The sequence below is a fragment of the Streptomyces sp. NPDC021356 genome (genome assembly GCF_040641015.1).
Taxonomy (GTDB): Bacteria; Actinomycetota; Actinomycetes; order Streptomycetales; family Streptomycetaceae; genus Streptomyces.
Window position 1 is genome coordinate 397,538 of the sequence record NZ_JBFACU010000001.1, and the last position, 25,216, is coordinate 422,753.

Here is a 25,216-nt window from a genome sequence, read left to right on the forward strand (position 1 = left end):
GGGCTACGGCGTGACCTGCTTGCCCCCGAAGGTCACGACGAGGCGGCCGTCGGCGGCGAATGACCAGCCCAGGGCGCCGGCGTAGGAGGCGCACCGGGACCCGTTGGAGCCGCTCCAGAACTGGTCGGACGCGTCGGTGTTCCCGACGGTCTTGTCGTTGGACCCGCTGCCGCTGCGGCAGGAGGTGTCGTCGCGGAACACCGACGTGCCCTTGTCGAAGGAGAAGTTGCGCTCCTCGTTGTCGACGGCGACGTCGTCGGACACGGTGATCGTGCCGGGGTTGCTGTTGTAGGTGAAGCCGTGGTGGCCGTTGTGGTAGGCGATGCTGCGCCGGACGACGTGGTCGACCTTGATGCCCGAACCGCCGAGCTTGTAGCCGTTGCGGTCGCCGCTCTTGTTCTGGGTGCCGTCGCTGAGCGTGCCGTTGCCGTAGGACAGGGAGTCCTCGACGGTGACCGGGCCGATGGGGCCCGTGTCCTTCTTGGTGTAGAGGTCCCAGCCGTCGTCGATGTTGTTGTGGGAGACGTCGTAGCGGAAGACGTTGCCGGTGCCGACGGTGAGTTTCGCGGCGAAGCCGTCGGCGTCCTCCCCGTCGGAGTCGGCGTTGTCGTGGGACTCGGCGCTGAGCACGAGGTTGTCGGAGGGCCACTGGTCCTTGGGCGTGCTGGAGGCGGCCCGGGAGATCTGCAGTCCCGTGTCCCGGTTGAACCGGGTCACCGTGCGCTCGATGACGTTGTGGCTGCCCCCGACGAAGATGCCGTTGTCACCGGCGTGCTGGACGACGACACCGTAGACGTGCCAGTAGGAGCCGTTCACGGCGAGCCCTCGGTTGGCCGGGTCCTCGGTCATGGCGGAGAAGTCCAGCACGGGGGTCTCGCCCGGGTAGGCGGACAGTGTCGTCCGGGCGGCCGGGGTGCCGTCGTCGCCCGGTGGGACGGTCACGGTCTGCGCGAAGGCGTAGGTGCCGCCGCGCAGGTAGATCGTGCCGCCGGGGGTGACGCGGCCGATCGCCGAGGCGAGGGTCGTCGGGTCCGCCCGGGTGCCGGAAGCGCTCGCGCTGCCGTCGGGCGCCACGTACAGCGTCGCGCTCCCGGCCGCCGGACGGCCGGCGGAGGTGGCCTGTGCGGCGGGGCCGGACAGCGCGACCAGCGCGCCGGCCGCCAGCGCCGCGGACGCGGCGACAGCTCTCAGTTGCATCGTCTTTCCTCCGGGTTGGTCGGGGTGGTCGAAGTCCCTCACCGTTCAGCCGGCCGGACGTGCAGGGTGGAGAAAGCGCTTTCTCAGACCGTAGAAGCGTGCTGTGGACACGTCAATGGACGTGCACGTGGTTTTCATTCAGTGACATGAACTCCATGAACTCCGCGGGGCCTCGCGGACGGGCCCCTCCCGCCCCGCCGCCGGTCGTCCGGCGGCGGGGCGGGGCGGGAACGGCCAGGTTCCCGGCGCGGTTCAAGGGCTCAGCGGCTCAGCGCTTGATCTCCTTGATCTCCTTGATCTCCTTGATCTCCTTGATCTCCTTGATCTCCTTGATCTCCTTGATCTCCGGCATGCGCGTGATGACCTCGGCCAGTTCGTCGTCGTCGAAGACCTTCTTCCAGTCGTCGCGCACGATGGACTCACGGCCGTGGTCCATGGCGATCAGACAGGCGTCCGAGAACGGGTTGGAGCCCTTGAGCGTGTTGACCGGCGCGACCTGGGTGTGGCCCAGCGGCATGGCGCGGGCCGCCTTCTCGGGCACCCCGGCCGTGTGGACCGCCTCGTGCAGGGCCTCGGTCAGCAGCGCGCCGACCATGCAGGCGATGGTCTCCACGAGGGTGGGCTCCAGCACGGCGGGTTGCTTGACGGTGACCCAGTGGACGTCGACGACAACGCCGCACGCCGGCGACCCGGCCGCCCGTCGTGGGCGCCACCGCGCGGCCCGGTGGTGCCGGCCGCGGGCCCGGCACCGGCGGGACGGTCGTGGGGTGCGCGCGGCTCGCGGGTCAGGCGCCGTCGGCGCCGTGCAGGAGGTCCGTGGTCTGGTCGCGGACCGCCTCCCACGCGGCGGCGGGCAGGTCACCGAAGGCGGCGGTCGTCCGCAGCGCGTCGAGCGCGGGTCCGGGGCCGCCGTCGCACACCGTAGCGGCGTCGCGCACGTCGTAGCCTTCCCGGACGGCGACATGGAGACGACGGCGTCCCCCGGCGTCGGCGTGCAGGGCCGACGCGACGACGAGAGGCGGCGGTCCGCCCGACTCGCCCGGCAGTTTGCGGTACGCGCTGGCCACGGGGGTGCGCCAGTGGAGGCTGAGCAGGACGGGTCCCTTGGCCGTGACCTCGGACAGACCGGTCTCGTGGACGCCCTCGGCGTCCAGCACCCTCGCCCGGGCCCTCAGGACGAGGGCCGCGGGCAACAGGCACCGCAGCGTGCTGCCCACGAGGTTGCCGCCGACCGTCGCCGTCCGGCGCACGGCGCCGGTGCCGACGCCGGCGGCCGCACGGCGCAGCACCTTCGGCACGCGCTCGTCGATCCGGTGCAGGACCACCGCGGCGCCCAGCGCCTCGCGGCCGACGACGTTGGCCTCCGCCAGCTCACGCAACGACATGGCCTGTTCGGGGAATCCGTCCCGCTGCCAGGTGGCCCACACCAAGGTCGCCCCGCCTACCGGGACGGCCCCTTCGGCCACGCATCGCCGTGCTTCGGACACCGATGTGGGCAGACGCAACAGCACCGCGGCCGACCTGCCTTCCTCCGAGTAGGGTGCCGGGCGGCCGGTCCCTCGGTCGTCCGCCCGTCCGGCACGGCGCATTCTTGCCGTACGGGCGGGGGCGCGTACAGGGCTCACACGGGCATGCCGGGCGCCTTGCCGCGCTGCGCCGCCGTTCGATTCCGGAGCCCAGATGCGTTCAGCCGCGGGCACGCGGGACGACCGGGGCCGCGTCGCCGGGAGCGCGCAGGATGTCGGCCTCCACCTGGTGCAGCTCCTTGACCAGTGCCTCGTCCACGCTTTCGTGGGACGGCTCGGCCACTGGGCGGCGACACGGCCGTCCTTCCTGGCGGGCAGGGCGCAGGCGCAGCGTGCGGCGGGGGCCGGGTCGTGCACCATGCGCACCGCATCCGCCCCGGCCGGTGAGCCGGGCCGCCCCGGGCGGGGTTGTCCTCCGGGCCGCCTCCGAGGGGGCTTCGCGGCTACGCCGGCTGCGGGTCGGTGGCGAGTCGCGCGTGTGTCTCCACGTCGTGGCGGACGCCGTCCCAGGCGAGCTTCTGCCGTTGGAGCGCTTCGGTCGCGAAGCCCGCGGCGAGCGCCACCCGGCAGGAGGCCGGGTTGTCGGTGCGGTGCCCCAGCTCCAGGCGGAACAGCCCGAGTTCGGTGAAGCACCACTGGGCGAGCCCGCGGCAGCCGTGGGTCGCCACGCCCCTTCCTCGGGCCGCGGAGGTGGTCCAGTAGGAGATCCACCCGGTGCCGTGCCGCAGGTCGAGACGTCCGACCGCGACCCCGCCGAGTGCGGTGTCGGCGTCGTCCGTGACGGCGAAGGCGTAGGCACTCTCCCGGCGCCACTGGCCGCGCCTGCGTTCGATCCACCGCTCGGCGTCCGCGAACGTGGCGACGGGCGCGTCGGCCTGCCGTTCCATCAGGGGTTCCGCGAACGCCCGCAGCACCGTGCGGGCGTCGGAGGGCGCCCAGGGACGCAGGGACAGCCCGGCGGGCAGCTGAACTTGATGACGCACCTCGTGCAACCTCCGCTGCAGATCTAGGCCTTCGCCGCGCAGATCGTGTCATAGGGCCTGCCGATCGCCATGGTCAGCTCCATGGGCTCGGTGGTACCCGAGGGGCATTTCGAGCGGCCCTCGACGAGGGCGAGCACCTTGTAGGCCTGCGAGCCCTGGGAGGTGCACGGCACCTCCTTCGCCGTGGAGGTCACGCAGTCGCCCTTGACCAACTGGCCGCCGCCGGCGCCCGGGTCCCCGGGGTGGTCCGCCGACAGGTTGCGCCCGCACACGGTCTTGGTGGGGATGCCGCCGCCCTTGCCGCTGCCCGAACCGTAGGAGACGCTCACCCGGATGATGACGTCCGTGCCGCCCGGGCACTGGATGGAGTCGGGCAGGATGCTGCCGTCCATGACCGCGACGGCCTTGAAGGTGGCGTGGGAGTCGCCGCAGCCGTAGGCCTTGTAGCCGTCCGGCGCGTCGTCCGGGTCGGGTCCGCCGCAGTCGCCCGCCTTCCAGTCCCCCGAGTGGTGGGACCCGGACGAGGAGGACGAGGAGGACGAGGAGGACGAGGACGAGCCGTCGTGTCCGAAGAGTTTCGAGGCCCCGAACCCGAGGCCGATGACCACCGCGAGGGCGAGCAGGTTCAGCAGGCAGCCCCGCCCGCGTGAACGGCACGCGGGCGCCGCGGGTGTTCCCCCGTGATGGACCATGACCGTGTCCCCCGATGACCGAGCCCTGACAATGACGCGGTGCGCACAGGGAGACGCCCTGTGTGCCGTGCGTGGTTCCTTCCGCGGCCCACCGGAGCGACGCGGCGGTCAGGGGCGAGCAGCGGGCTGCCGCCGCGTTCCTCGGCGGCGGAAATCCGGCGGACGAGCCGAACGACTCGGCGTTCGTGTCCGCCGGCGCCCCCACGCCGTCCTTCTCCGGCGGGGCGACCGCTCACGGTCCGCCCCGCCGCACCCGGATTCCCGGCTCCTCGCGCCGAATCAGTCCTCGCCCTCCAGGTGTCCCTCCGTCTCCAGGTACACCTGCCGCAGCTCCTCCAGCACGGCGGGGTCGGGCTTGGCCCACATCCCCCGCGACTCCGCCTCCAGGAGCCGTTCGGCGATGCCGTGCAGCGCCCAGGGGTTGGCCTGCCGCAGGAACTCGCGGTTGGCCGGGTCGAGGACGTACGCCTCGGTGAGCCGGTCGTACATCCAGTCGGCGATCACGCCGGTCGTGGCGTCGTAGCCGAACAGGTAGTCCACCGTGGCGGCGAGTTCGAAGGCGCCCTTGTAGCCGTGGCGGCGCATCGCCTCGATCCACTTGGGGTTGACGACGCGGGCGCGGAAGACGCGGGAGGTCTCCTCGGTGAGGGTGCGGGTGCGGACCGTCTCGGGGCGGGTGGAGTCGCCAATGTAGGCCTCGGGGGCGGTGCCGCGCAGGGCGCGGACGGCGGCGACCATGCCGCCGTGGTACTGGAAGTAGTCGTCGGAGTCGGCGATGTCGTGCTCGCGGGTGTCGGTGTTCTTCGCCGCCACCGTGATGCGCCGGTAGGCCGTCTCCATCTCCTCGCGGGCCGGGCGGCCCTCCAGGCCCCGCCCGTAGGCGTAGCCGCCCCAGACGGTGTAGACCTCGGCCAGGTCGGCGTCCGTGCGCCAGTCGCGCGAGTCGATGAGCTGGAGCAGGCCGGCTCCGTAGGTGCCGGGCCGCGAGCCGAAGATGCGGGTGGTGGCGCGGCGTTCGTCGCCGTGGGCCGCCAGGTCCGCCTGGACGTGCGCCCGTACGTGGTTCGCCTCGGCGGGCTCGTCCAGGTCCGCGGCCAGCCGTACGGCGTCGTCGAGGAGGGCGACGGTGTGCGGGAAGGCGTCGCGGAAGAAGCCGGAGATGCGCAGGGTGACGTCGACGCGGGGGCGGCCCAGTTCCTCGGCGGGGACGGGTTCGAGGCCGGTGACGCGGCGGGAGGCGTCGTCCCAGACCGGGCGGACGCCCAGCAGCGCCAGTGCCTCGGCCACGTCGTCACCCGCGGTGCGCATGGCGCTGGTGCCCCACAGGGACAGGCCGACCGAGGCGGGCCATTCGCCGTGGTCGGTGCGGTAGCGCTCCAGGAGGGAGTCGGCGAGGGCCTGTCCGGTCTCCCAGGCGAGGCGGGAGGGGATGGCCCTCGGGTCGACGGAGTAGAAGTTGCGGCCGGTCGGCAGGACGTTGACCAGGCCGCGCAGCGGGGACCCGGAGGGGCCCGCGGGGACGAAGCCGCCGGCCAGCGCGTGCAGGACGTGGTCGAGTTCGGCAGTGGTCCCGGCCAGGCGGGGCACGACCTCGCGGGCGGCGAACTCCAGGACGGCGCGGACCTCTTCGCCGTGCTCGGTGGGGACGGCGGACGGGTCCCAGCCGGCGTCCTCCATCGCCTGGACCAGCGCGCGGGCCTTTTCCTCCGCCGCGTCCGCGCTGGTGCGGGTGGCGGCGGACTCGTCCAGGCCGAGGGCCTCGCGCAGCCCTGGCAGGCTGGTGGTGCCGCCCCAGATCTGCCGGGCGCGCAGCACGGCGAGGACGAGGTCGACCCGCTGGGGGCCCTGCGGCGCGGCGCCCAGGACGTGCAGGCCGTCGCGGATCTGGGCGTCCTTGACCTCGCAGAGCCAGCCGTCGACGTGGAGCAGGAAGTCGTCGAAGCCGTCGTCGTCCGGGCGGTCTTCGAGGCCGAGGTCGTGGTCGAGCCGGGCGGCCTGGATGAGCGTCCAGATCTGGGCGCGGATCGCCGGGAGCTTGGCCGGGTCCATGGCGGCGATCTGGGCGTGCTCGTCGAGGAGTTGTTCCAGGCGGGCGATGTCGCCGTAGGAGTCGGCGCGGGCCATCGGCGGGACGAGGTGGTCCACGAGCGTGGCGTGGGCGCGGCGCTTGGCCTGGGTGCCCTCGCCGGGGTCGTTGACCAGGAAGGGGTAGACCAGCGGGAGGTCGCCGAGTGCCGCGTCGGGGCCGCAGGCCGCCGACAGGCCGGCGTTCTTGCCGGGCAGCCACTCCAGGTTGCCGTGCTTGCCGAGGTGGATCATCGCGTCCGCGCCGAACCCGCCCTCCTCGCGCGCGGCGGCGATCCAGCGGTAGGCGGCGAGGTAGTGGTGGGAGGGCGGCAGGTCCGGGTCGTGGTAGATGGCGACGGGGTTCTCGCCGAAGCCGCGCGGCGGCTGGATGAGGATCAGCACGTTCCCGAAGCGCAGGGCCGCCAGGACGATGTCGCCGTCCGCGTCGCGGCTTCGGTCGACGAACATCTCGCCGGGGGCCGGGCCCCAGTGCTCCTCCACGGCCGAGCGCAGTTCCTCGGGGAGGCCGGCGTACCAGCGGCGGTAGTCGGCGGCCGGGACGCGTACCGGGTTGCGGGCCAGTTGTTCCTCGGTGAGCCAGTCCTGGTCGTGGCCGCCCGCCTCGATGAGCGCGCGGATCAGTTCGTCGCCGTCGCCGGAGGCCAGCCCGGGCACGTCGCCGTCACCGAGGTCGTAGCCGTCGGCGCGCAGGCGGCGCAGGAGGGCGACGGCGCTGGCGGGGGTGTCCAGGCCGACCGCGTTGCCGATGCGGGAGTGCTTGGTCGGGTAGGCCGACAGGACCAGGGCGAGGCGCTTGTCGGCGGGCGGGATGCGGCGCAGCCGCGCGTGGCGCACGGCGATCCCGGCGACGCGGGCGGCGCGCTCGGGGTCGGCGACGTAGGAGGGCAGGCCGTCGGCGTCGATCTCCTTGAAGGAGAAGGGCACGGTGATCAGACGGCCGTCGAACTCGGGTACGGCGATCTGGCCGGCCGCGTCCAGCGGGGAGACGCCCTCGTCGTTCTCCTCCCAGGCCGAGCGGGAGCCGGTCAGGCACAGGGCCTGGAGGATCGGCACGTCCAGGGCGGCGAGCGCGCCCGCGTCCCAGGACTCGTCGTCCCCGCCGGCCGACGCCGCGGCGGGCCTGGCGCCGCCCGCGGCCAGCACGGTCGTCACGATCACGTCGGCGGCGCGCAGTTCCTCGATCAACTCCGGTTCGGGCGCACGGAGGGAGGCCACGTAGAGGGGAAGGGGCCGCCCGCCGGCGTCTTCCACGGCGTCGCACAGCGCGTGGACGAAGCCGGTGTTGCCGCTCATGTGGTGGGCGCGGTAGTAGAGCACGGCGACGGTCGGGCCGCCCGCGGGCCCGGCGGCCTCGCGGGGCAGCGGTCCCCAGCTCGGGGCGGGCGCGGGGGCCTCGAAGCCGTGCCCGGTGAGCAGCACGGTGTCGCAGAGGAAGCGGGCGAGGTGCTCCAGGTTGGCGGGGCCGCCGTGGGCGAGGTAGGCGTGGGCCTCGGCGGCGATGCCGACGGGGACGTTGGAGGCGGCCATCAGCTGGGCGTCGGGGGCCTGTTCGCCGGTGAGGACGACGACCGGGCGGCCGTCGGCGAGCAGCAGGTCGAGGCCTTCCTGCCAGGCGCGGACACCGCCCAGGAGGCGTACGACGACCAGGTCGGCGTCCGCCATGAGGGCGGGCAGGTCGTCGAGGGCCAGACGGGCGGGGTTGGCGAAGCGGTACGGGACGGGGCCGCCCGCGGCCCGGGCGCTGAGCAGGTCGGTGTCGGAGGTCGACAGGAGCAGGATGCGGGGGGACGGCGGCTGTTCTCCGGCTGGGTGCGACATGCGGCGTCCTGCCTTCCTCGGGGTGTCCACGCCCCGGGTGGTGTCGGAATGGGGGTCTCCGCTGCTCGGACGGGCCGAGATCCGGGAGAAAGGGAGTTCCTGGCTCACCCGGTTCTTCCTGGAACCGGGCTCACAGTGGCGGGACCGCGCCGGAGTCGCACCGGGCTTCCTCCCCTGTCGCCGTCGTGGCGACGGCGGACCGGATGGTCCGCCGAGAAGCATAGTAAGGGCCGTCGCAGCAGGGCAGGGCATACGTGCGGTGTGATCGTAGGTATGCTCGCCGCCATGTCCACGGCTGCCCTCCCCCCGACGTCCCAGGCCGCCCCGGCCGGACGGGACCGTGACGACGCGTGCCCGGGAACGCTGCGGCTGCACGCGGCGGACGACGGCGCGGTGGCCCGCGTCCGCGTACCCGGCGGCGTGCTGGACGTCGGCGGGGCCGAGGCGCTGGCCGAGGCGGCACGGCGCCTGGGCGACGGCGCACTGCACCTGACCTCGCGCGGCAACGTCCAACTGCGCGGGCTGCGCGCGGAGCACGGCCCCGAACTGGCCGGCCTGCTGGAAGCGGCGGGCCTGCTCCCCTCGCGCGGCCACGAGCGGGTGCGCAACATCGTCGCCTCCCCGCTGTCCGCCCTGGACGACCGCGGCCTGCGGGACGTGCGCCCCTGGCTGTGCGGTCTGGACGCGCTCCTGTGCGCGAGCGAGGCCGCGCGGGCGCTGTCGGGGCGGTTCCTGTTCGCGCTCGACGACGGCCGCGGCGACGTGGCCGCGCTCGGCGCCGACGTGACCGTGCGGGCGACCGGCGGCGAGGGCGCGCAACTCGCCCTCGGCGCGGCGGGCGAGGCGCTGGGCCTGTCCGCCGGTGACGTGCCCCGGGCGATGGTGGCGGCGGCGGAGACGGTCGTCGAGGCGGCGCGGGAGCAGGGGATGCGGGCCTGGCGGGTCAGTGACGTGCCGCTGCCCGCCGGCGAACTGCTCCGGCTCGTCGCCGGACGTCTGACCGCCGAGGGACTGGCCTGCGCGCCGCAGCCGCGGGAGAGCGCGCACTGCGCGGGCCCGCAGCCCGGAGCCGTCGGCGGGGCCGCCGGCGGTGCCCTGTCGGTGCACGTCCCGCTCGGCCGTCTGACGGCGCTCCAGTGGCGGGAGTTGACGCGGACCGCTGCCCGCGCGGGCGGCGAACTGCGTCTGACGCCGTGGCGCGGGGTCGTCGTCCCCGTACCGGAGGGGATCACGCCGCCCGCCGTGCCCGGTGCGCCCGCCGCGCTCGACGCACTGGCCGCCACCGGTCTCGTCACCGGCCCCGGCTCGGCCTGGCCGCGGGTGGGTGCCTGCGTGGGGCGGCCCGGCTGCGCCAAGGCGCACGCCGACGTCCGGGCGGACGCCACCGCCTCGCTCGGCGCGCTCGGCCCGCGCGGCCTGCCCCTGTACTGGTCCGGCTGCGAACGGCGTTGCGGGCGGCCCCCCGGCGACCGGATCGACCTGGTCGCGACCGCGGACGGCACCTACCAGGTGACCCGGGTGTCTCAGGCGCCCCCGGTTTCCCAGGCGCCGGCCACGGCGCCCGCACCCCACGCCCCCTCCGTCGTCCTGGACGACCCCCGCCGACTCGCCGCCGCCCTGGCGGCGTTCACCTCATGACCCGTACGACCACGACCACCGAGAGCAGCGAGAAGAACACCGTGACGCCCTACGACTACGAGAAGGACGGCGCGGCCATCTACCGCCAGTCCTTCGCCACCATCCGCGCGGAGGCGGACCTCGCGGCTCTGCCCGCCGACGTCAGCCAGGTGACGGTCCGGATGATCCACGCCTGCGGGATGGTCGACCTGGTCCGCGACATCGCGTACACGCCGTCCGTGGTGGCCCGCGCGCGCGAGGCCCTGCGGGCCGGCGCGCCCGTCCTGTGCGACGTGCAGATGGTGGCCAGCGGCGTCACCCGCAAGCGGCTGCCCGCCGACAACGAGGTGCTCTGCACGCTCTCCGACCCGGCCGTCCCCGAGCTGGCGGCGAAGCTGGGCACCACGCGCAGCGCCGCCGCGCTGGAGCTGTGGCGGGACCGCCTGGAGGGCTCGGTGGTCGCCGTCGGCAACGCGCCCACCGCCCTGTTCCGGCTCCTGGAGATGATCGAGGAGGGCGCGGGCCGTCCGGCCGCCGTCATCGGCGTGCCCGTCGGCTTCGTCGGCGCCGCCGAGTCCAAGGACGCGCTGGCCGCACACCCCTCGGGCCTGGAGCACCTGGTGGTGCGGGGCCGCCGAGGTGGCAGCGCGCTGGCCGCCGCCGCGCTCAACGCGATCGCGAGTGAGGCGGAGTGAGCGGGCGACTGTACGGGGTGGGGCTCGGCCCCGGTGACCCGTCCCTGATGACGGTACGCGCGGTGGAGGCCATCGCCGGGGCGGACGTGATCGCGTACCACAGCGCACGGCACGGCCGGTCCATCGCCCGCTCGATCGCGGCCCGGCACATCCGCGCCGACCACGTCGAGGAGGCGCTGGTCTACCCCGTCACCACGGAGACCACCGACCACCCCGGCGGCTACCGGGGCGCCCTGGAGGAGTTCTACGCGCAGGCGGCGGCGCGGCTCGCCGCCCATCTCGACGCCGGCCGCAGCGTCGCGGTCCTCGCCGAGGGCGACCCGCTCTTCTACGGCTCCTACATGCACCTGCACAAGCGGCTCGCCGACCGCTACGAGACGGAGGTGATCCCCGGTGTCACGTCCGTCTCGGCCGCCGCGGCCCGCCTGGGCGCCCCGCTCGTCGAGGGCGAGGAGGTGCTGACCGTCCTGCCCGGCACCCTGCCCGAGGAGGAGCTGACCGCGCGGCTGGCAGCGACGGACTCGGCGGTCGTGATGAAGCTGGGCCGCACCTTCCCCAAGGTGCGGCGCGCCCTGGAGGGTTCGGGGCGGCTGGAAGAGGCCCGGTACGTCGAGCGGGCCACGATGCCCGGGGAGCGGGTCGGCGCGCTCGCGGACATGGACGCGGATTCGGTGCCGTACTTCTCGGTGGCCGTGCTGCCCAGCCGCGTCGACGCCGAACGCCCGGTGCGGGAGCGGGGCGAGGTGGTCGTGGTCGGGACCGGTCCGGCCGGGCCGCTGTGGCTGACCCCCGAGACGCGGGGCGCGCTGGCCGCGGCCGACGACCTGGTCGGCTACACCACCTACCTTGACCGGGTGCCCGAGCGCGCCGGCCAGCTCCGGCACGGCTCGGACAACCGGGTGGAGGCCGAGCGCGCCGAGTTCGCGCTGCAACTGGCCCGGCGCGGACGCCGGGTGGCCGTCGTGTCCGGCGGCGACCCCGGCATCTTCGCGATGGCCACGGCCGTCCTGGAGGCCGCCGCCCGGCCCGAGTACGCCGAGGTGCCGGTGCGGGTGCTGCCGGGCGTGACCGCGGCCAACGCCGCCGCGGCCCGGGCCGGCGCCCCCCTCGGCCACGACTACGCCACGCTCTCCCTCTCCGACCGGCTCAAGCCCTGGGAGGTCATCGCCGAGCGCCTGCGCGCGGCGGCCTCCGCCGACCTGGTGCTGGCCCTGTACAACCCGGGCTCGCGCAGCCGTACGTGGCAGGTCGGCAAGGCCCGTGACCTGCTGCTGGAGCACCGGGCACCGGACACGCCCGTGGTGGTCGCACGGGACGTGGGCGGCCCCGACGAGCGGGTGCGGATCGTACGGCTCGCCGCCCTGGACCCGGCCGAGGTCGACATGCGCACGGTCCTGCTGGTCGGCTCGTCCCAGACGCGGGTCGTACGGCGCGGCGACGGCCAGGAGGTCGTCTGGACACCCCGCCGCTACCCGGAGGCATGAGCCGGGGCGCGGGACCCACCGCGATACGCACGGTGGGCCCCGCGTCCCGGGCGAGTCAGGCCGCCGGGGCGGCGTGGGGTCAGCCGCTGGTTGTGGGAACGGGCCCGCCGGTCAGCTCGCCGAGCCACTGCACCGCCTGCTCCGGGCCGGTGGCGACCGGGACGCCCCCGGGCACGGCCGGCCGCCGCACCATGACCACCGGCAGCCCCGCCTCCCGCGCCGCCGTCAGCTTGGGCGCGGTGGCCGCTCCCCCGCTGTCCTTGGTGACCAGGACGTCGATACGGTGGCGGCGCAGCAGCGCGCGTTCCGCCTCCAGGGCGAACGGGCCGCGGTCGAGCAGCACTTCCATCGCCCGCGGGTGCGGCGGCTCGGGCGCGTCGACGGAGCGCACGAGGAACCACAGGTCGTCCAGGGCGGCGAAGGCGGCCAGGCCGGTCCGTCCCGTGGTGAGGAACACCCGTCGCCCGAGCACGGGCAGCATCTCGGCCGCCGCCTCCAGCGAGGCGGCCTCGTGCCAGCGGTCGCCCGCGACGGGGACCCAGCCGGGGCGGCGCAGGGCGAGCAGGGGAACATGGGCGGTGGCCGCGGCCCGCGCCGCGTGGAAACTGATCGTCCCGGCGAAGGGGTGGGTGGCGTCGATGAGCGCGTCGACCGCGTGCTCGACCAGCCAGGCCGTCAGCCCCTCCGTCCCGCCGAAGCCGCCGACGCGGACCTGTCCGGGCGGCAGCCGGGGGCCGGCGACGCGTCCGGCGAGGGAACTGGTCAGTCTGGTCCCGGGCGTGCCGTCGAGGAGTTCGGCGAGGCGGCGGGCCTCGGTTGTGCCGCCGAGGATCAGGACGTGCATGGGACGGGTCCGTTCATGAGTAGCAGTGAGCAGTGAGGAACACGACGTGGGCAGGGTGAGCGGCGGGAGCACCGCGGGCACGGACGGACAAAGCGTGCCGCAAGCGCGGGGCGGCGGCCCGGCGGCGGCCGTCAAGGGCGGGCGGCGCGGCCAGTTGGAGCACACCGGGCTGCGGCCCGGCTGGACCACGGGTGCCTGCGCGACGGCGGCCACGACGGCCGCGTACACCGCGCTGCTGACCGGCGAGTTCCCCGACCCGGTGACCATCACCCTGCCCAAGGGGCAGACTCCGTCGTTCGCGCTGGCGGTGGAGGAGCTGACCGGCGACTACGCCATGGCAGGGGTGGTCAAGGACGCCGGGGACGATCCGGACGTCACGCACGGGGCGCTGGTGCGCGCCACGGTCCGGGCGCTGCCCGCCGGTTCGGGGGTGGTGTTCAGGGCGGGGCCCGGCGTCGGCACCGTGACCCGGCCCGGCCTGCCACTGCCGGTCGGTGAGCCCGCCGTCAATCCCGTTCCGCGCCGGATGATGCGTGATCATGTCGCCGAGGTCGCCGCCCGGTACGGGGGCGGCGGCGACGTCGAGATCACCGTCTCCGTCGACGACGGCGAGGAGATCGCCCGCTCCACGTGGAACCCGCGGCTCGGCATCATCGGCGGTCTGTCCGTCCTCGGCACGACGGGCATCGTCGTGCCGTACTCGTGCTCGGCCTGGATCGACTCCATCCGCCGGGGTGTGGACGTGGCGCGGGCGGCGGGGCGGGAGCACGTCGCCGGGTGCACCGGGTCGACCTCGGAGAAGACGGTCGTGGCAGAGTACCGCCTGCCCGAGGACGCGCTGCTCGACATGGGGGACTTCGCGGGCGCGGTGCTCAAGTACGTACGCCGTCATCCCGTCCCCCGGCTGACGGTCTGCGGCGGGTTCGCCAAGCTGTCCAAGCTGGCGGCCGGCCATCTGGACCTGCACTCCGCCCGGTCCCAGGTGGACAAGGGCTTCCTGGCCGCACTGGCCCGGCGCGGCGGCGCGGACGAGGCGCTGGCCGCCGAGGTGGCCGCCGCCAACACCGGTCTCGCCGCGCTCCAGTCGTGCCTGGCGCGCGGGGTGCCGCTCGGCGACCTCGTCGCCGCGGCGGCCCGGGACGAGGCGCTGGCCGTGCTGCGCGGCGCACCGGTCGCGGTCGACGTGATCTGCATCGACCGGGCGGGCGCGATCGTGGGCCGCAGCGCGGTCGGCGGCCCCGGCGGCGCCTCCCGGTGATCCCGTGGCGCGGTCCGGTGCCCCGCGCGCCGGCCGACGATCCTGCGGCGCCCTGCGGTGCCCCGCGACGGCACCCCCGAGGCCCCGTGGCGACGTGCCGCGACCGCCCCACCGCCTCACCGTGTCCCCGCCACCGTCCGCAGATAGGTGCCGAGCCGGGCGATCGCCGACGGGTTGCGCGGGCTCTCGACCAGGTCGGCGTAGTCGAGGACGAAGATCCGCCGGTGCTTCACGGCGGACACGTCGCGCAGCGGGGCGTAGGAGAGCAGGAACTGCTTCTTCTGCTCGGCGCCGACGTCGCCGTAGTCGCAGACGACGATGACGTCCGGGTCGCGTTCGACGACGCTCTCCCAGCCGACGGTGGTCCAGGAGTCCGCGGCGTCGCCCATGACGTTGACGCCGCCCGCCTCGGTGATGATCTGTTCCGGCGCGGCGTAGCGGCCGGACGTGAAGGGCTGGTCCCGGCCGCTGTCGTAGAGGAAGACCTTCGGACGTTCGGCGCCTCGGGGGGCCCGGGCGCGGACGTCGGCGACCTGCTTCTCGAAGTCGGCGATCAGCTTCGCCGCGCGCTGCTCGACGCCGAAGAGCCGGCCCAGGTTGGTGAGGTCGGCGTAGAGGGCGTCGAGCGGCGGCATGATGCCGCGGGAGGTCCTGTCGCGGCCGTTGCGGCAGGACTCGGTGAGGAGGTAGGAGGGGATGCCGAGCTTCCCGAGCGCGTCGGGGGTGAAGCCGCCGTCCTCGCTGAAGCCGTAGCCCCAGCCGGCGAAGACGAGGTCGGCGCGGGCGTCGAGGACGTTCTCCTTGGTGAGCCGGTCCTCGGAGAGCCATCTCACCTTGTGGTAGGCGTCCTTCCACGGCACGCCGGTCAGGTCGCCCTTGTCGTCGGGCATGGCGTAGCCCGCCATGTGGTCCTCCAGGCCGAGGGCGAACATCAGCTCGGTGATGCCCACGTCGTTGGTGACGACGCGCTCGGGCACCTTGTCGTAGGTGACGGTGCGCCCGCAGTTGGTGAGGGTGGTCGCCGTGGCGGACCGGGTGCCGCCGGAGGGTTCGACCTCGGCGCCGCAGGCGGTGAGGGTGAGCGCGGCGGCCAGGCAGAGGGCTGCGGCGTGCGGTGTGCGCATGCGGGCGTGTCCTTACGTGGTGGGCGGCAGGAGGTCGAACAGGAGCCGGGGCGCGCCGGTCTCCGGGTGGCGCACCCGGTGGGCGCGCACGTGGAACACCTCGGCGAGCAGCGCCGGGTGCAGGACGTCGTGCGGTGGCCCGGAGGCGACGATCCGGCCCGCGGAGATCACGTACAGCAGGTCGCAGTGGGCGGCGGCGAGGTTGAGGTCGTGCAGCGCGGCCAGCGCGGTCAGACCGCTGTCGCGGACCAGGGAGAGCACGTCCAACTGGTGGGCGATGTCGAGGTGGTTGGTGGGTTCGTCCAGGACCAGCACCCGGGGCCGCTGGGCCAGGGCGCGGGCCATGAGGACCCGCTGCCTCTCGCCGCCGGACAGGGCGAGGAAGCCGCGGTCGGCGAGGTGGGCGACGCCGGTGCGTGCCATGGCCCGCCCGGTGATCTCCCGGTCGGCGGCGGCCGTGCGGTCCCGGTGCGGCAGCCGGCCCATGGCGACGACCTCGGCCACCGTGTAGTCGAACTCGGCCGACGACTCCTGCGGCAGGGCGGCCAGCACCCGCGCGGCGCCCCGCGCGTCCATGGCGTGCGCGTCGGCGCCGTCGAGCCGGACCGTCCCCGCGGCCGGCCGCAGCGCCCGGTACACGCAGCGCAACAGGGTCGACTTGCCGCTGCCGTTGGGGCCGACGAGCCCGACGAACGCCCCCGGCTCCACGGCGAGCCGGATCTCCTCGACCAGCCGGACCCCGGCCGCCTCGACCGTCACGTCCTCGATGTCGACGCGCATCTCAGCGGCCTCCGAACGCGTAGCCGCCGCGCCGCATCAGCAGCAGGAAGACGGGCACGCCGATCACGGCGGTGATCACTCCGACGGGCAGTTCGGCGGGCGCGAGGAGCAGCCGGGACAGTACGTCGGCCCAGACCAGCAGGACGGCCCCGGCCGGCGGTGCCACGGCCAGCACCCTGCGGTGGTCGGCGCCGACCACCATCCGTACGACGTGCGGCACCATGAGGCCGACGAATCCGATGGCGCCGCTGACCGCGACCACGGTCCCGGTGACGGCCGCGGTGACGACGAAGACCTCCCGGCGCAGCCGCGCGGGCGGCACGCCGAGCGCGGCGGCGGTCTCGTCGCCCATGGCCAGGGCGTTGAGCGCCTCGGCGCGCCACCGCAGCCACGTCCATCCGGCGGCCACGACGCCTGCGGCGAGCGGTACTTGGGCCCAGGTCGCGCCGCCCAGGCTGCCCAGCAGCCACATCATCGCCGACCGGGCCGCCTCGCCGCGGGCCGCGCCGAACACCATGACCGTGGTGAGCGCCTCGAAGCCGTACGCCAGGGCGGTGCCGGTCAGGACGAGCCGCAGCGGGGACAGGCCGCGCGGCGAGCGGGCGACGGCGTAGACCAGGACCATGGCCGCCAGGCCCGAGGCGAACGCGGAGGCCGACAGCGCCCACACGCCGAGTCCCGCGAACGCCCCGAGCAGGATGACGGCGTTGGCGCCGACCGCCGCGCCCGAGGAGATGCCCAGCACGAACGGGTCGGCGAGCGCGTTGCGCACCATGGCCTGTACGGCGACGCCGACCGTGGCGAGCCCGGCTCCGACGAGGGCACCGAGCACGGCCCGCGGCAGGCGGATCTCCCAGACGATGGTGTACGAGGCGGCGTCGCGGGCGGGCACGGTGGCGCCGGTGAGCCCTGCCCACAGGTGCCGGAGGACCTCCGGCCAGGTCACCGCGGCGGCGCCGAGGCCGGCCCCGCACACGAGCGAGACCAGGAGCAGCAGCACCAGGCCGGCGGCGAGCGGCGGCACCGGTATCCGGCTGGGGGCCGTCCTTCGCCTGGGCCGCCTGCCGGACGGCAGCAGGAGATCAGCCCGCAGGACCCCTCGGGCCGCGCGGTCCCCTCTCGCAGTCCGCGGCGAGCAGTCAACGGGTCGCACCACCCACGGGCGATCGGGCTCGCGCGACGGCCGTCGGGCCGGCGCGCACACCGTTGCGGGTCAGCGCCGGACTCTCACCGGACTTCCCCCGCGGGAGGCAAGGGGAGCCTAACAAACGGCGGGTGGGGCCCGCCGCCGGACCCGGTCAGCACACGTGCCGCTCCCGCTCGGGCGAGTACAGGTGGCTGTCACCGAACTGCTCCGCGCCCAGCGTCCGGCCCACGACGATGACGGCCGTGCGCAGCACTCCGGCCGCCTTCACCTGCTGCGCGATGTCGTCGAGGGTGCCGCGCAGGACCAGTTCGTCGGGGCGCGAGGCGTAGGCGACGACCGCGGCGGGGCAGTCGGCGCCGTAGTGCGGGAGCAGTTCGCTCACGACGCGGTCGACGTACCGGGTGGCCAGGTGCAGCACGATGAGGGCGCCGCTGCGGCCGAGGGTGGCCAGGTCCTCGCCGGGCGGCATGGCGGTGGCGCGCTGGGCGATCCGGGTCAGGATGACCGTCTGGCCGACGGTCGGCACCGTCAGTTCCCGCTTCAGAGCGGCGGCAGCGGCGGCGAAGGCGGGCACCCCGGGGACGATCTCGTAGGGCACCCCCGCCGCGTCCAGGCGCCGCATCTGCTCGGCGACGGCGCTGAAGACGGACGGGTCGCCGGAGTGCAGCCGGGCCACGTCGTGGCCCTCCTCGTGGGCGCGCACCAGCTCGGCGGTGATCCGGTCGAGGTCGAGCTGCGCGGTGTCGACCAGGCGGGCGTCCGCCGGGCACGCGTCGAGCAGTTCGCGCGGGACCAGGCTGCCCGCGTACAGGCAGACCCGGCAGGCGGCGAGCGTGCGGGCGCCGCGCACGGTGATGAGGTCCGCGGCGCCGGGGCCCGCGCCGATGAAGTACACGGTCATCTGTCTGCTCCTGGGGGTTCTTCGACGGTCTTGCGCACGGCCCACTGGGTCACCGGCATCGCCTGCCGCCACCCGGTGAAGCCGCCCACGGGCACGGCGTGCGCCACGGCGAGCCGCACCAGTTCGCCGCCGTGGCGCCGGCGGGCGCCGGCGAGCAGCGCCTCGGACTCCAGCGTCACCGTGTTGGCGACCAGCCGTCCGCCGGCGGGCAGCGCCGTCCAGCAGGCGTCGAGGAGACCGGGGACGGTGAGTCCGCCGCCGACGAACACGGCGTCCGGGCGCGGCAGTCCGGCCAGGGCGTCCGGTGCGGCGCCGGTGACGACGTCGAGGCCGGGCACCCCGAGCCGTTCGGCGTTGCGGGTGATGCGGGCGGCGCGCACCGGGTCGCGTTCGACGGTGACCGCGCGGCACGTGGGGTGCGTGCGCATCCATTCGATGGCGATCGAGCCCGATCCGCCGCCGACGTCCCACAGCAGTTCGCCGGGCAGGGGGGCGAGCGTTGCCAGGGTGGCGGCCCGCACGTGCCGTTTGGTGAGCTGCCCGTCGTGTTCGTACGCCTCGTCCGGCAGTCCCGGTACGGCGCCGAGGCGCACGGCGCCCGGGGTGCCGTCACGGCCGGCGGCGGGAGTCGGTCGTCCTGGTCGGGCGGGCTTCACGTGCTCGGTACCTCGGGGTCGGCGGGCGGGCGGGGCGCTTGTACGGGCGCTTCGGCGTGCGGGGGCGGGCGCCGTGGGGCGTACTCGGGGGGACAGGGGCGCACTCTACTGGGCTGCGCCGGCCCCGCTCACAGGGGGCTGGGCGTCGAGGTCCCCCGCGCCACCGCCCGCGGGGTTCCTCACCCGGCCGGCCGTCCCTTCGGCCGGCAGCGCCCGCGCCTTGGCCCGGATCCGGTCGGCGCGGGCCACGCGCAGCGCGTCGAACAGGTCGGCCGCGCGGGTCCAGTTCGCCCGCGCCTGTGCGGTGTCCCCCAGTTCCAGCTGGGCGGCGGCGAGGTGGTCGAGCACGTCGGCCACGTTGTAGTCGTCCAGGACCTCCTGGTAGATCCGCAAGGCCGTGCGGTAGTGCGCGATCGCGGCGGTGACGTCGCCGGTGCGCTGCCAGGCGCAGCCCATGTGCCTCCAGGTCGCCGCCTCGTCGTGGCGGTTGCCGGTCTCGCGCAGCAGGGGGATCACCTCCTCGCAGGTGACGACGGCTTCCTTCGGGTCACCGCGGACGGAGAGGAAGCAGCCGACGATGGCGAGTGCCCGCGCGATCTCGTAGGGCTGACCGAGGCTCCGGGCGAGCGCGACGCTGCGTTCACATACAGCCGTCCGTCCGGGAAACGGTCCGCCACCTGGTGCGCCCAGTGCACCGCCGGCGCGGTCTTGCCGACTCCGGCCATCCCGCCGATCGCGGAGATGACGACGTGCCCGCCCCGCCCGGCCACCCGCGCGGTGAGCCCGTGGACGGCAGCCAGCGCCTCCCCTCGGCCGCGGAAGTCCGTGAGGTCCGGCGGCAGTTGCTCCGGGGCCCGCCGGGTGCGCCGGGCCGCCGCGTGCACCAGACGCCGCCGCTCGTCCTCCCCCGGTTCCAGGGCGTCCAGCAGCTCGCCCAGAGTGGCCTGGCGCGGCAGGCTCCGTCCGCGCTCCATGTCACTGATCGCCCGGACGCTCACTCCCGAGGCCTGGGCGACGCTCTCCAGGGTGAGCAGTGATCGCTGCCGCGCCTCGCGCAGCAGCCGGCCGAACGTCCCCTGGTCCATCCACCTCCGGCGACCGCGCCCGGCACCCCTGTCACGGCCGGACGTCCCCGCTTCGGAACGGCTTGAACCTAGCAGTTGTGGATCGATCGCCCCGGATGCCGTCTCACCTGGTGGGCCGGGGGCCGGCGCCGGGCTGCGGGGCGGAGTCGCGCCACTGGCTGGGCGAGCAGCCGAGGACGGACTTGAAGACGCGGCTGAAGTGCGCCGCGTTGCGAAATCCCCAGCCGCGGGCCACCGCGGAGATGGTCCGGCCCTCGTGGCCGCGACGCTGCAGTTCGCGAGCGCACTCCTCGATCCGCCGCCGCTGGATGAGCCGGTGCACCGTCGTGTCCTCGCCCTCGAACAGCACGTGCAGGTAGCGCGGCGAGATGCCGTGGGCCCGGGCGACGAGCGCCGGGGAGAGTTTCGGGTCGCGCAGGTGGGCGTCGATGTGGGCGCGGATGTCGTCGACGGTCCGCGCGCGCCCGGTGACCGGTGCGGCACCGTCCGGCCTGCGTGCCTGCTCGTCGACGAGGGTGGCCAGGAGGTCCGCGACGCTGCCCGCGAGACGGTCCCTGACGTGGCCCGCGAACGCCGCGGCACCGGAGGCGACGTTCGCGGCGAAGGGCCGCAGCAGCGCCGCGACGCCCTCGGTCGCGGGGATGGCGCGGCCCGTGACGTGCCGGGCGCGTGCCGCGGAGGGGCCCAGGGCGCGCTCGGGAAGCCGCAGCGCGTACAGGTGGAACGGCGTGTGCTGGTCGAGGGAGAAGGGCCGGCGCAGGTCCAGCAGGGCGAGTTGACCGGCGCCGACGACCGCCGTGCGCCCGTCCTGCCGCACGGCGGCGGTGCCCTCCTCCTGGAGGAGCAGGACCAGCCGGTCGTCCTGGGCGGCCGGCACGAGCCGGGCGGTGCGGCTCAGCCGCAGCGGCGCGGCGCGCATCGACAGCAACCGCAGGCAGCCCGCGTCGCCGGTGGTGACGGTGGCGCGGAAGTCCGTGGTCCCGGGGCCGGGCGTGACCTCGACGGGGTCCAGTTGCCGCCGTACGCGCTCCCAGTGCCCCCCGCGGTCCGTCCGCGGCATCGATGCTGTGCCGGCCTCGTCGTGCAAGGCGACCGCCTCCTCCCGGCCCGGTCCCGGTGGCGGGACGGACACGTGTGCATGTGCGTGTCTCCAGCCTGGGCGGGGGCGTCGAGGAGGTGTTAGGTCATTCGACCTGCGGGCGCGAGGGGAGGCACGGCTGGTCGCCGGACCAGGTGCGTTCACCTGTCCGCGCCCGTCGTCTGCAGGGCCCGGGCGAGGGCGGCGCGCGAGGGGATCCCGAGTTTGGGGAAGACCTTCGCCAGGTGGCCGCCGACGGTCCGCGGGGACAGGCTCAGGCGGACCCCGATCTCCTTGTTCGTCAGCCCGTCCGCCGCGAGCCGGGCGATCCGCAGTTCCTGCGCCGTCAGCGAGGCCGGGCCCTCGGTCCGGGTGCGGGCGGCCCGCAGTTCGCGTTCGGCCCGCTCGGCCCAGGGACCGGCGCCCAGCGCGCGGAAGCTCTCCAGTGCCTGCTCCAGCGCCTCCCCCGCGCGCGGACGCCTGCGGTCGCGCAGCCACGTGCCGTGCGCCAGCCGCAGCCTGGCCAGTTCGAACGTCCACTGCTCGGCACCCGGTACGGCGTAGGCGGCCTCGTACAGCGTGGCGGCGTCCTCGTCGGCGGCGGCGAGGGCCCGGGCCGCGGCCAGCAGGAACGCGTGGTGCGGGGAGATCTCCCCCATGCGTGCCGCACCGCCCGCCGCCACGTGCGCCCGTGCCTGTGCCGTCCGTCCCGTGCGCAGGGCCGCGTCCACGAAGTCGAAGAAGGGCAGGTGGAACCAGGGCAGCGTGGCCGGCAGCACGCCGGGCGGGGTCAGCCCGGCCAGCGCCGAGTACGCCTCCTCGTCCCGGCCGTGCGCGAGGGCGGCCAGGGCGCGCAGGTGCGTGAGGTGGTCCTCCACGAACGTCATACGGGCCCGGGCGGCCAGGGGCCGGATGGCGCGCTCCACCGCGAGCAGGCCCTCCTCGTCCCCGCGCCCGGCCAGGTAGTGGGCGTGGTAGTGGCGGAAGAGGAGGGCGTTGCAGTGGTACCCGAGGGCGTCGGCCGCCTCGGCCTCGCGCAGGCACACCTCGGCCCGGTCCCAGTCGCCCCGCAGATAGTCCTGGTGGGCGCCGGCCTTGGCGATGCTGCCCTGGGTGGCGTAGGCGTGCTGGCCCAGGAACCGGTGCCGCAGGGACGCGTCGGCCATGTCGACGGCGGTGGCGGCCCACAGCAGCAGCCACGCGGCTCCGGCCTGCTGCTCCTGGCTCATGGTGCGGGCCGTGGTACGCAGTTCGGCGCCCGTGCCGTGGGCGGTGCGGGCGGGGTCGGACCAGGCCCGGCGGCACAGGTCGGCCAGCGGCGAGACCCGCTGCCGGTGGGCGCGCAGCGCGTCTTGGCCGCGTGCGTCGCCGGTGTAGACGGTCGCCAGCAGCAGTTTGAAGTAGACCTGTTCGGCGAGGTCGTCGAACGGGCCGGTCCCGGCCCCCGTCCGCGACAGGGCGTCGAGGGCCTGCGGAAGCAGGGTGAACGACGACGCGAAGTCGACGTGGTGGCTCTGGTCGACGTAGACGACGGCGTAGGCGTGCAGCGGGGCGGTGTCGGCGGGGACCGGGGCGTGGCGCAGCTCCTCGACGAGCCTGGCGGCGTACGGCAGCCGCCCGCCGCGTGCCGCCATCGCCGCCGCCCAGGTCAGGCGGCGGGCGCGGGCCTGGGCGTCGGTGCTCAGGACGGCGGCGCGGTGCAGCAGGAGGGCGCCCTCGGCGTCGCCGCCGCGCAGCGTCAGGCGGCGGCCGGCCTCCTGCAGGCGCCCGGCCAGCTCGTCGTCGGGCAGGAGGGTCGCGTCGGCCTCGTGCCCCAGCCGGCGGGGGTCGTCGTACGGCAGCGCGGCGGCGAGCGCGCGGTGCGCGGCCCGCCGCTCGGGGCCGGAGGCGCGGGCGACGACGGCGCCGCGCACGAGCGGGTGCCGGAAGGTGAACCGGCCGTCCGGCTCCAGGCGTGCCAGTCCGCTCGCCTCGATCTCGTCGAACACCTCGTCGGCGCGGTCCGGGGCGAGCCCGGCGGGCCAGGCCGGTACCGCCCCCGTCGCCGCCGTGCCGCCGAGAGCGGCGTGCAGCAGCACGCGGGCGGCCTCGCCGGACAACCGGTCCAGCCGGGGTGCGAACAGCCGCTCCAGCCGGCCGCCGAGGGGGAACCCCGTCGGCAGGGGCATGACGCCACGGGCCTGGTCGGGGTGGAGGTGGACGGGTAGTTCGACCAGTGCCAGCGGGTTGCCCGCCGCCTCCCGCAGGATGCGGTCGACCGTGGTGACCGCCAGGTGCGGGTGGCGGGCGCGCAGCAGCGTACGGGCGTCCTCGCCGTCCAGCGCGGTCAGGTCGACCACCGTGCCGGGCCGACCCTCGGCGGCCGGTCCCTCGGGGCGGCCCGCGCTGACGAAGGCCAGCGGTATCTCGCCGGTCCTGCGCTGGAGGAAGGCGAAGACGGCCGCGCTGGAGGAGTCCACCCATTGCAGGTCGTCCACGAGGACCAGCACCGGGCGCATGCGCGCCTCCCCCGCGAGCAGGGCCAGCACCGCGGCGCCCACCAGGAAGCCGCCGCGCACCGGTTCGGCGCCCTCGCCGAGGGCGAAGGCCAGCGCCCGGCGCTGCGGTTCCGGCAGGGCGCGCATACGGTCGGTCAGGGGCCAGAGCAACTGGTGCAGCGCGCCGAAGGTCACGCCGGCCTCGGCCTCGGAGCCCACCGCGCGCAACACGGTGAACCCGAGGGCCCGCGCCTCGGCGTGGGCCCAGTCCAGCAGGGCCGTCTTGCCGATCCCGGCCTCGCCCTGGAGGAGGGTCCCGGTGCCGCCGCTGCCCGACCGGGCCTCCCGCAGCACACGGCGCAACAGCTCCTGTTCCGGTCCACGACCGGCGAGCGCGGGGCCGCGCCGGACGGCGGGCGGGGCAGCGGCGGGCTCGGTCCGCGCGGGGGCGGGCTCGGTACGGGGGAGGACGGGGTCGGTACGCGGAGGCCGGGGCTCGGCATATGGGGTGCCGGGCCCGGTACGCGCGGCGCGGGGCTCTGGGTGGGTGGTGCGGGGCTCTGGGTGGGTGATGCCGGGCTCCGTGTCGGTGGTGCGGGGCTCTGGGTGGGTGATGCTGGGCTCCGTGTGGGTGGTGCTGGGCCGGAGACGGGTGGCGCTGGGCTCGGTACGGATGGTGCGGGGTTCGGCCCGCGCGGGGGCGCGTTCAGGCCGCACGGGAGGGGCTCCGGTCGTCGCGCGAGCCCTGTGCGGGCGTGCCCGGAGCGCCGAGCCGACGCCATTCGCTGGGCGTGTGGCCGTACATCCCGCGGAAGACCCGGCTGAAGTGGGCGGGGTTCACGAAGCCCCAGCGGTGCGCGACCGCCGCGACGGCGGGCGCGGCCCGGCCGCCCCGGGCCAGTTCGCGGGCGCACTCCTGCAACCGGCGGCGCTGGATGAGGCGCGCGACGGTGATGCCCTCGTCCTCGAACAGCCGGTGCAGGTACCGCACGGAGATGTGGTGGGCGGCGGCCACGGTCTCCGGTGCCAGACCGGGGTCCTCCAGATGGCGGTCGATGTGGTCGCGGATGCGCAGCACCAGCTCTCCGCGTCCGGTCCCGGCACCGCCGGACGGGCTGCGTTCGGCGACGAGGGTGGCGAAGAGGTCCATGACGGTGACGGCGAGCCTCGCCCCGACGGCCGGGCCGTAGGAGTGGGCCGATCCGAGCAGCCTGGCGAGGAAGGGGCCGAGGACGGCGCCGATCCCGTCGGTGGCCGCGACGGTCGCCACCATGACCCCGCGCAGCTCCCTTTCGGACACCTCCAGCCCCCGGCGGGGCAGGTGGAGGAGGTGGCAGGCGAAGCGTTCGGGGAAGTCCAGGGTGTACGGCCGTGCCGTGTCGTAGACGAGGAGGTCCCCCGCGCCCGCGACGGCGTGCCGGCCGTCCTGGAGCAGCGTCGCCGTACCCGCCGTCAGGACGAGGACCGCCACAGGCCCCTCGTCGCGCGCCGGGTGGTGTGCCGCCGTACCGCTCATGCGCTGGGCGTCGGCCGCCAGGGAGCAGACGCGCAGATGGCCGAGGCGGCCACCGGTGATCCGGCCGCTGAGAGGGCCGCCGCCGCGGGGTGTCACGGCCATCGGGACGAGGGCCGCGCCCAGTGCGGCCCGCCAGCGGTCGAGCCTGTCCCGGTCCGGTACCGCGTCCGTCGACAGCGCAAGCTCCACCTGGTTCTCCTCCGTACTCCGCTTCTCTCCGACAGGAGAAATCAACCAGTCCGCCGGGCCT

19 protein-coding genes, 2 pseudogenes and 2 riboswitches are annotated in these 25,216 nt (G+C 75.2%); of the genes and pseudogenes, 4 read left to right on the forward strand and 17 right to left on the reverse strand.

Features of this window, described 5'->3' with window-relative positions:
- Window positions 1–3: 3 nt before the first annotated feature.
- From AB0G56_RS01790 to cobN, 6 genes and pseudogenes are all read right to left on the reverse strand, one after another.
- Window positions 4–1,197, reverse strand: coding sequence for a right-handed parallel beta-helix repeat-containing protein (locus AB0G56_RS01790; protein ID WP_360961987.1), 1,194 nt, complete (start codon window positions 1,195–1,197; stop codon window positions 4–6).
- A gap of 268 nt (window positions 1,198–1,465) precedes the next feature.
- Window positions 1,466–1,867: pseudogene (locus AB0G56_RS01795) on the reverse strand (phosphogluconate dehydrogenase C-terminal domain-containing protein); the annotation flags it as partial.
- Between the two features lie 115 nt (window positions 1,868–1,982).
- Complete coding sequence (locus AB0G56_RS01800; RefSeq protein WP_360961990.1) at window positions 1,983–2,708, reverse strand: FAD binding domain-containing protein; 726 nt, start codon at window positions 2,706–2,708, stop codon at window positions 1,983–1,985.
- A 458-nt stretch (window positions 2,709–3,166) separates the two neighbouring features.
- A complete protein-coding gene (locus tag AB0G56_RS01805) occupies window positions 3,167–3,706 on the reverse strand; it encodes a GNAT family N-acetyltransferase (protein WP_360961993.1) in 540 nt (179 codons plus the stop codon).
- A gap of 23 nt (window positions 3,707–3,729) precedes the next feature.
- Entirely contained in the window at window positions 3,730–4,398 is a 669-nt protein-coding gene (locus tag AB0G56_RS01810) for a hypothetical protein (protein ID WP_360961996.1), read from the reverse strand.
- Window positions 4,399–4,677: 279 nt separating this feature from the next.
- Window positions 4,678–8,304: a cobaltochelatase subunit CobN gene (gene cobN / locus AB0G56_RS01815; protein WP_360961998.1), complete on the reverse strand. Its 3,627-nt coding sequence runs from the start codon at window positions 8,302–8,304 to the stop codon at window positions 4,678–4,680.
- A 93-nt stretch (window positions 8,305–8,397) separates the two neighbouring features.
- A riboswitch (cobalamin riboswitch) is annotated at window positions 8,398–8,476 on the reverse strand.
- 101 nt (window positions 8,477–8,577) lie between these two features.
- On the opposite strand from cobN, the gene AB0G56_RS01820 reads away from it, so the two are divergent.
- From AB0G56_RS01820 to AB0G56_RS01830, 3 genes are read left to right on the forward strand one after another with little or no spacing between them, the layout of a single operon-like run.
- Entirely contained in the window at window positions 8,578–9,942 is a 1,365-nt protein-coding gene (locus AB0G56_RS01820) for a cobalamin biosynthesis protein CobG (RefSeq protein ID WP_360962248.1), read from the forward strand.
- Window positions 9,939–10,616, forward strand: coding sequence for a precorrin-8X methylmutase (locus AB0G56_RS01825; protein ID WP_360962001.1), 678 nt, complete (start codon window positions 9,939–9,941; stop codon window positions 10,614–10,616). The genes AB0G56_RS01820 and AB0G56_RS01825 overlap by 4 nt, the downstream gene beginning before the upstream one ends.
- Window positions 10,613–12,100 carry a precorrin-2 C(20)-methyltransferase gene (locus tag AB0G56_RS01830; RefSeq protein WP_360962004.1) on the forward strand — a complete coding sequence of 496 codons (1,488 nt, stop codon included), beginning with the start codon at window positions 10,613–10,615 and terminating at the stop codon, window positions 12,098–12,100. Before AB0G56_RS01825 ends, AB0G56_RS01830 begins: the two co-directional genes overlap by 4 nt.
- 79 nt (window positions 12,101–12,179) lie before the next feature.
- Here AB0G56_RS01830 and AB0G56_RS01835 read toward each other — a convergent pair whose 3' ends face one another.
- A complete protein-coding gene (locus AB0G56_RS01835) occupies window positions 12,180–12,944 on the reverse strand; it encodes a cobalt-precorrin-6A reductase (RefSeq protein WP_360962007.1) in 765 nt (254 codons plus the stop codon).
- Window positions 12,945–13,038: 94 nt separating this feature from the next.
- Here AB0G56_RS01835 and AB0G56_RS01840 point away from each other — a divergent pair, with 94 nt between their 5' ends.
- Window positions 13,039–14,202, forward strand: coding sequence for a cobalt-precorrin-5B (C(1))-methyltransferase (locus AB0G56_RS01840; RefSeq protein ID WP_360962010.1), 1,164 nt, complete (start codon window positions 13,039–13,041; stop codon window positions 14,200–14,202).
- Between the two features lie 116 nt (window positions 14,203–14,318).
- On the opposite strand, the gene AB0G56_RS01845 is transcribed toward AB0G56_RS01840, so the two are convergent.
- From AB0G56_RS01845 to AB0G56_RS01890, 10 genes and pseudogenes are all read right to left on the reverse strand, one after another.
- The gene (locus tag AB0G56_RS01845; RefSeq protein WP_360962013.1) at window positions 14,319–15,326 is read right to left on the reverse strand and encodes an ABC transporter substrate-binding protein; all 1,008 of its coding nucleotides are present in this window, start codon (window positions 15,324–15,326) and stop codon (window positions 14,319–14,321) included.
- Between the two features lie 12 nt (window positions 15,327–15,338).
- Window positions 15,339–16,106, reverse strand: coding sequence for an ABC transporter ATP-binding protein (locus AB0G56_RS01850; protein ID WP_360962016.1), 768 nt, complete (start codon window positions 16,104–16,106; stop codon window positions 15,339–15,341).
- A gap of 1 nt (window position 16,107) precedes the next feature.
- Window positions 16,108–17,130, reverse strand: a complete 1,023-nt coding sequence (locus tag AB0G56_RS01855; protein WP_360962019.1) for an iron ABC transporter permease — start codon at window positions 17,128–17,130, stop codon at window positions 16,108–16,110.
- Window positions 17,131–17,266: 136 nt separating this feature from the next.
- Window positions 17,267–17,348: riboswitch (cobalamin riboswitch) on the reverse strand.
- Between the two features lie 56 nt (window positions 17,349–17,404).
- Window positions 17,405–18,154 (reverse strand): precorrin-4 C(11)-methyltransferase, encoded by a 750-nt coding sequence (cobM, locus tag AB0G56_RS01860; protein WP_360962022.1) that lies wholly within the window; start codon window positions 18,152–18,154, stop codon window positions 17,405–17,407.
- Window positions 18,151–18,753 (reverse strand): annotated as a pseudogene (cbiT, locus tag AB0G56_RS01865) (precorrin-6Y C5,15-methyltransferase (decarboxylating) subunit CbiT); the annotation flags it as partial. The gene cobM and the pseudogene cbiT, both read right to left, overlap by 4 nt.
- Before the next feature lie 162 nt (window positions 18,754–18,915).
- On the reverse strand, window positions 18,916–19,326 hold the full coding sequence (locus tag AB0G56_RS01870; RefSeq protein ID WP_360962025.1) for a tetratricopeptide repeat protein: 411 nt from the start codon (window positions 19,324–19,326) through the stop codon (window positions 18,916–18,918).
- Window positions 19,323–19,895 (reverse strand): helix-turn-helix transcriptional regulator, encoded by a 573-nt coding sequence (locus AB0G56_RS01875; protein WP_360962027.1) that lies wholly within the window; start codon window positions 19,893–19,895, stop codon window positions 19,323–19,325. Before AB0G56_RS01875 ends, AB0G56_RS01870 begins: the two co-directional genes overlap by 4 nt.
- Before the next feature lie 103 nt (window positions 19,896–19,998).
- Complete coding sequence (locus AB0G56_RS01880; protein ID WP_360962030.1) at window positions 19,999–20,982, reverse strand: helix-turn-helix domain-containing protein; 984 nt, start codon at window positions 20,980–20,982, stop codon at window positions 19,999–20,001.
- A gap of 152 nt (window positions 20,983–21,134) precedes the next feature.
- Window positions 21,135–24,167 (reverse strand): AAA family ATPase, encoded by a 3,033-nt coding sequence (locus AB0G56_RS01885; RefSeq protein ID WP_360962033.1) that lies wholly within the window; start codon window positions 24,165–24,167, stop codon window positions 21,135–21,137.
- Window positions 24,157–25,155 carry a helix-turn-helix domain-containing protein gene (locus AB0G56_RS01890; protein ID WP_360962036.1) on the reverse strand — a complete coding sequence of 333 codons (999 nt, stop codon included), beginning with the start codon at window positions 25,153–25,155 and terminating at the stop codon, window positions 24,157–24,159. Before AB0G56_RS01890 ends, AB0G56_RS01885 begins: the two co-directional genes overlap by 11 nt.
- Window positions 25,156–25,216: the final 61 nt, after the last annotated feature.